6 protein-coding genes and 1 pseudogene are annotated in these 5,985 nt (G+C 68.5%); 5 read left to right on the forward strand and 2 right to left on the reverse strand.

From position 1 onward, the window contains the following. Positions 1-84: 84 nt before the first annotated feature. The 5 genes and pseudogenes from ACEN88_RS22795 to ACEN88_RS22815 all read left to right on the forward strand — a co-directional run. Positions 85-816 (forward strand): annotated as a pseudogene (locus ACEN88_RS22795) (glycoside hydrolase family 30 protein); the annotation flags it as partial. Between the two features lie 30 nt (positions 817-846). After that, on the forward strand, positions 847-1,026 hold the full coding sequence (locus ACEN88_RS22800) for a glycoside hydrolase family 30 beta sandwich domain-containing protein (RefSeq protein ID WP_413343298.1): 180 nt from the start codon (positions 847-849) through the stop codon (positions 1,024-1,026). Between the two features lie 173 nt (positions 1,027-1,199). Next, on the forward strand, positions 1,200-3,308 hold the full coding sequence (gene fusA / locus ACEN88_RS22805) for an elongation factor G (protein WP_413343291.1): 2,109 nt from the start codon (positions 1,200-1,202) through the stop codon (positions 3,306-3,308). Between the two features lie 148 nt (positions 3,309-3,456). Then, a complete protein-coding gene (locus ACEN88_RS22810) occupies positions 3,457-4,287 on the forward strand; it encodes an aldo/keto reductase (protein ID WP_413343292.1) in 831 nt (276 codons plus the stop codon). A 177-nt stretch (positions 4,288-4,464) separates the two neighbouring features. After that, a complete protein-coding gene (locus ACEN88_RS22815) occupies positions 4,465-4,833 on the forward strand; it encodes a hypothetical protein (protein ID WP_413343294.1) in 369 nt (122 codons plus the stop codon). 29 nt (positions 4,834-4,862) lie between these two features. On the opposite strand, the gene ACEN88_RS22820 is transcribed toward ACEN88_RS22815, so the two are convergent. Next, complete coding sequence (locus tag ACEN88_RS22820) at positions 4,863-5,222, reverse strand: acyl-CoA thioesterase (RefSeq protein WP_413343296.1); 360 nt, start codon at positions 5,220-5,222, stop codon at positions 4,863-4,865. A gap of 117 nt (positions 5,223-5,339) precedes the next feature. Beyond that, a complete protein-coding gene (locus ACEN88_RS22825; protein ID WP_413343300.1) occupies positions 5,340-5,912 on the reverse strand; it encodes an endonuclease/exonuclease/phosphatase family protein in 573 nt (190 codons plus the stop codon). Between the last annotated feature and the right edge of the window lie 73 nt (positions 5,913-5,985).

Raw genomic sequence — 5,985 nt, forward strand, 5'->3', positions numbered from 1 at the left:
TACGTGTAGCTGCCGCTGCCGAAGTCGGAACTGTGGATCGTCGTGCGCAGGATGTTGTAGCCAAGGCCCGCGCGCGCCCACGGCACGGACATACGCGTGTTCGCCAGCCCGTGGAGTGCGCCGGCGTGGATGAAGTCGAACAACAGCATGCTCGCGGGCGGCAGCCTGCTGCCCGAGTACCGCGACACGTGGGCGCGCTACGTCGTGAAGTTCGTCCAGGCGTACGAGCAGGCCGGCATCCCGCTGTGGGGCCTGTCGGTGCAGAACGAGCCGATGGCGAAGCAGAAGTGGGAGTCGATGATCTTCAGCGCGGACGAGGAAACGCGCTTCCTCGGCGACCACCTCGGCCCGGCGCTGAAGGCCGCGGGACTCGGCGGCAGGAAAGTCATCGTGTGGGACCACAACCGCGACCTGCTGCCGCAGCGTGCCGCGACGATTCTCGCGGATGCGAAGGCGCGGCCGTACATCTGGGGCGTCGGCTACCACTGGTACGAGACGTGGGCGGGCGGCGAACCCATGCACCGCAACGTCGCCGCCGTGCACGCGGCCTGGCCGGACGTGAACCTGCTGATGACGGAAGGCTGCATCGAGAAATTCGATCCCGCGCGCCTGCAGGACTGGGCCAACGGCGAACGCTACGGCCGCGAGATGATCGCGGACCTGAACGCGGGCTCCAGCGGCTGGGTCGACTGGAACATGCTGCTCGACAGCCGCGGCGGCCCGAACCACAAGAACAATTTCTGCTTCGCGCCGCTGCACGCGAGCGACGACGGCCAGCTCGTGTTCACGCCCATCTACACGGCCATCGGCCACTTCAGCCGCTACATCCGGCCGAAGGCGCGCCGCGTGGGCGCCACGACGAGCCGCAGTACCCTCGACGCGACGGCGTTCCGCAACGCGGACGGGCGCCTCGCCGTCGTCGTCATGAACCGCAGCGACCAGCCGCAGCGCTACCGGTTGTTCGTCGACCGGCAGGAGGTCGCGGTCGAGATACCCGCGCGGGGGCTGCAGACCATCGTCGGCTGATTCATCCGCATCGCATGACGCCACCTGCGTGGGTGTCGCCGCCAGCACGAAAGCCGCACTTCAGTTACATTGTGCGGCTATACCCTCTGTCTTAAGACCGGTTCACGCAGCCCGGCCTTGAAAGTGGGGGTATATGCACTTACATTGGCGTTCCGTATCCACAGGAGATTGTGATGAGCCGTAAGACCCCCATCGAGCGTTACCGCAACATCGGCATCAGCGCCCACATCGATGCCGGCAAGACCACCACCACGGAGCGCATCCTGTTCTACACCGGCGTGAATCACAAGATCGGCGAGGTGCACAACGGCGCGGCGACGATGGACTGGATGGAACAGGAACAGGAACGCGGCATCACGATCACCTCGGCCGCGACGACGGCCTTCTGGAAGGGCATGGGCGGCAACTTCGCCGAGCACCGCATCAACATCATCGACACGCCGGGCCACGTCGACTTCACGATCGAGGTCGAGCGCTCGATGCGCGTGCTCGACGGCGCCGTCATGGTCTACGATTCCGTCGGCGGCGTGCAGCCGCAGTCCGAGACCGTCTGGCGCCAGGCCAACAAGTACAAGGTGCCGCGCATCGCGTTCGTCAACAAGATGGACCGCGTGGGCGCCGACTTCTTCCGCGTCCAGCAGCAGATCAGGGACCGCCTGAAGGGCAACGCCGTGCCGATCCAGATTCCGCTCGGCGCGGAAGAGCACTTCGAGGGCGTGATCGACCTCGTCAAGATGCGCGCGATCCGCTGGGACGACGCGAGCCAGGGCGTGCGCTTCAGCTACGAAGACATCCCGGCCGACCTCGTGCCCGTCGCGGAAAAGTGGCGCGAGACGATGATCGAGGCCGCCGCCGAGGCGACGCCCGAGCTGACGGAAAAATACCTGAACGGCGAAGCCCTGACGGAAGACGAGCTCAAGGCCGCGCTGCGCGCCCGCACGATCGCGGGCGAGATCGTGCCGATGCTGGCCGGCTCCGCGTTCAAGAACAAGGGCGTGCAGGCGATGCTGGACGCCGTCATCGAGTACCTGCCGTCGCCGGTGGACGTGCCCGCGATCGCCGGCCACGACGAGGACGACAAGCCGCTGGAACGCCATCCGTCCGACGACGAGCCGTTCTCCGCGCTCGCCTTCAAGATCATGACCGACCCGTTCGTCGGCCAGCTGACGTTCTTCCGCGTGTACTCGGGCGTCGTGAACTCGGGCGACACCGTGTACAACCCGACCAAGGGCCAGAAGGAACGCCTGGGCCGCATCCTGCAGATGCACGCCAACGAACGCAAGGAGATCAAGGAGGTCTTCGCGGGCGACATCGCGGCGGCCGTGGGCCTGAAGGGCGTGACGACGGGCGATACGCTGTCCGACCCGGACAAGGTCATCGTGCTGGAAAAGATGACGTTCCCGGAACCCGTGATCTCGCAGGCCGTGGAGCCGAAGACGAAGGCCGACCAGGAAAAGATGGGCATCGCGCTGTCGCGCCTCGCGCAGGAAGACCCGTCGTTCCGCGTGCGCACGGACGAGGAATCGGGCCAGACGATCATGTCGGGCATGGGCGAGCTGCACCTGGAAATCCTCGTCGACCGCATGAAGCGCGAGTTCGGCGTCGAGGCGACCGTCGGCAAGCCGCAGGTGGCGTACCGCGAGACGATCCAGAAGGCCGTCGAGAACGTCGAGGGCAAGTTCGTCAAGCAGTCGGGCGGCAAGGGCCAGTACGGCCACGTCGTGCTGAAGCTCGAACCGCTCGAGCCGGGCAAGGGCTACGAGTTCGTCGACGCCATCAAGGGCGGCGTCGTGCCGCGCGAGTTCATCCCCGCGGTCGACAAGGGCATCCAGGAGACGCTGCCGAACGGCGTGCTGGCGGGCTACCCGGTCGTGGACGTGCGCGCGACCCTGACGTTCGGTTCGTACCACGACGTGGACTCGAACGAGAACGCGTTCCGCGTCGCCGCGTCGATGGCGTTCAAGGACGCCATGCGCAAGGCGTCGCCCGAACTGCTCGAGCCGATGATGCAGGTCGAGGTCGAGACGCCCGAGGAATTCACGGGCAACGTGATGGGCGACCTGTCCACGCGGCGCGGCGTCGTGCAGGGCATGGACGAGATCCCGGGCGGCGGCGGCAAGTTGATCAACGCCGTCGTGCCGCTGGCGGAGATGTTCGGCTACTCGACGACCCTGCGGTCGCTGACGCAGGGGCGGGCCACGTACACGATGGAGTTCAAGCACTACGCCGCCGTGCCGAAGCACATCCTCGACCAGATTGCGACGGCCAGGGCGGCCAAATAGCGTCGTCCCCGCGGAGGCGGGGACCCATGCTGACGTTGCGGTTATGCGACTTGCGCAGCATCGCTAGCGCAGTATGGGTTCCCGCCTGCGCGGGAACGACGGTGTTTGATTTTGCGGTATCTTCGTGTTTTCGAATCCGGAGACCACGATGACTCAACTCCCCATCCTCGGCCAGGGCACCTGGAACATGGGCGAGGATCCGTCCGCCCGCGCGGCCGAGGTGGCCGCGCTGCGGCTCGGCCTCGATCTCGGCATGACCCTGATCGACACGGCCGAGATGTATGGCGAAGGCGGTGCCGAGGAAGTGGTCGGCGAGGCCATCGCCGGCCGCCGCGACGGCGTTATCCTCGTCAGCAAGGTCTATCCGCACAATGCCTCGCGCGCGGGCGTGCGCGCCGCGTGCGAGCGCAGCCTGCGCCGGCTGCGCACGGACCATCTCGACCTCTATCTGCTGCACTGGCGCGGTGGTGTGCCGCTGGCGGAGACGCTGGAGGCGTTCGAGCGCCTGCGCGACGAGGGCAAGATCCGCGCTTACGGCGTCTCGAATTTCGACACGGACGACATGCTGGAAGCGACCGCGCTGCCCGGCGGTGCCGGCATCGCGGCGAACCAGGTGTTGTACAACCTGGTCCAGCGCGGCATCGAATGGGATTTGCTGCCGTGGTGCCGCGAGCGCGGCATCCCCGTGATGGCGTACTCGCCGCTGGAATCGACGCCGGCCGAGCAGCGGCCGCTGTTGACCCGCCCGCAACTGGGCGAGGTGGCGCGCCGTCATGGCGTCACGCCGGCCCAGGTGGCGCTGGCGTGGCTGCTGCGCCAGGACGGCGTCGTGACGATCCCGAAGGCCGTGCAGCCGGCCCACGTACGCGCCAACCGCGCCGCGCTCGACCTCGCGCCGCAGCTGACGGCCGACGACCTGGCGCTGCTGGACGCGGGCTTTCCGCCACCCGGCCGGCGCCGGCCGCTCGCGATGCGCTGAACGCGGTTCAGCGTGCCGTCAGAGTCTGCGCCCCTCATCGACGCCGAGTGATGCCAGCGCGCGCCGGCGGTGCTTGATCGCATCGGCCTGGCGGCTGCGCGCACGGAATCTTGCGGCCTCGTTCCACTCGAACGTCGACGGCAGCCGGCCGGACGGTGGACCCACGGACCCGAGACCATGAACATCCAGATCGAAGCCAAGGACATCGTCCTCGTCCTCGTGGGCGTGGCGAGCAGCGTGGTCGCGAGCTATATCTACCGGTATCTGGAAAGCGCCAGTACGGCGTCGCAGGCGCTCGAACGGGACCTCGAGTCCGCCGACCCGGCCATCCGCGACCGTGCGGCACGGCACTGCCTGCTGACGGCCGCGAAATTCTTCGTGTTCGCGAACATCTTCACGGTCGTGTCGGGCGGCGCCTGGATCTTCGGCAACGCCCGGTACGACCTTACGCTGCTGGTGTTGGGGGCCTCGTCGGTAATCGCCATCCTGCTGTTGTGGGGCGCGTTGCGCTGGCTGGTGCGGGCACAGAAGGGAAATGGCGGCTGACGTCCGCGCGGGCGCTGCCCCGCGCCGCGTCACGACGCGGCCTGCGCGTCCACCACCACCGTCATGTACGCGTCCCGGAACGCTTGCGGCATGCGGCGCGGGCGCCCGCTCGACAGTTCGATGCGCACGAGGTCCCAGCGGCCGCGCAGCACCGTCGCGCCGTCGCCCGCGACGAGCCATGTGCCGAGGACGAGCGCCTCGCCGGCAAAGGTCGGCAGCACGTGGTCGTATTCGCCGCGCCGGATCGCCATGGCGCGGTCGAGGCGCCGGTAATCGTCCAGCGACAGGCCCAGCGCCTCCGAGTGGGCCCACGCGGCCTGTTCGCACCAGCGGACGTAGACGGCGTTGTTGGTGTGGTTCAGCCCGTCGATGTCGGCCGCTTCGGGCACGCGGGGCAGGGTGAACGGGTGCGGAAAATCCCAATCCAGGACAAGTCCTTCCCGTTGCTGCGGTGCCGCCTGTTCTACGTCGGCGCGCGCAAAGGCTGGTCTTTACGGCCGGGCTGCTCATGCCAGCTCCAGCAGCAGCGGCTGGTGGTCGGATCCGCTCGCGGCCGTGTCGACGCGGACCGTGTGCACCCGTGGCGCCAGCGCGGGGCTGACGCAGGCGTAATCGAACGTGCAGGGCGGTTCGGCCGTGGTGTCGTGCAGGCCCACGGTCGGCGCATGCGGTTCGCCGGGATGCGCCAGTTCCCAGGCGTCGCGCCACAGCGCGCCACCGTCCGGCCCGGGCGCCAGCAGGCGCGCGTGGCCATCCGAACCGGGCACCATGTTGAAGTCGCCGGCGAGTACGGCGGCGGCGCAGGCGCGCCGCCCGCGTGTGCGAGCGCTTCCGCCTGGAGCTCGCGCAGGTGACCGACCTGGGCCATGCGCTGGCGCGCGGAAAAATACTCGAGGTGGACGTTCAGCACGCGCAGCATGCCGTCCGCCGTCGCGACGACGGTATCGAGGGCGGCGCGGGGCATCGCCGGCACCCCGGGATCGGACGGCCAGGGCAGGGCGTGGCGGCGCACGTGGACGATGTGGCCGCGCGCGAACGTCATGCAGCCGAGGCGGCGCGGGGACCCGTCCGGGTTGCACGCGTCGAGGGCGAACGCGGACGCGGCGTGCAGGTGGTCGAGGCGCCGGGCGAGCCCCGCGAACTGGTCGCCGA

Origin of the sequence: Massilia sp. CT11-108, assembly GCF_047302915.1 — a bacterium.
GTDB lineage: Bacteria > Pseudomonadota > Gammaproteobacteria > Burkholderiales > Burkholderiaceae_D > Telluria > Telluria orientalis.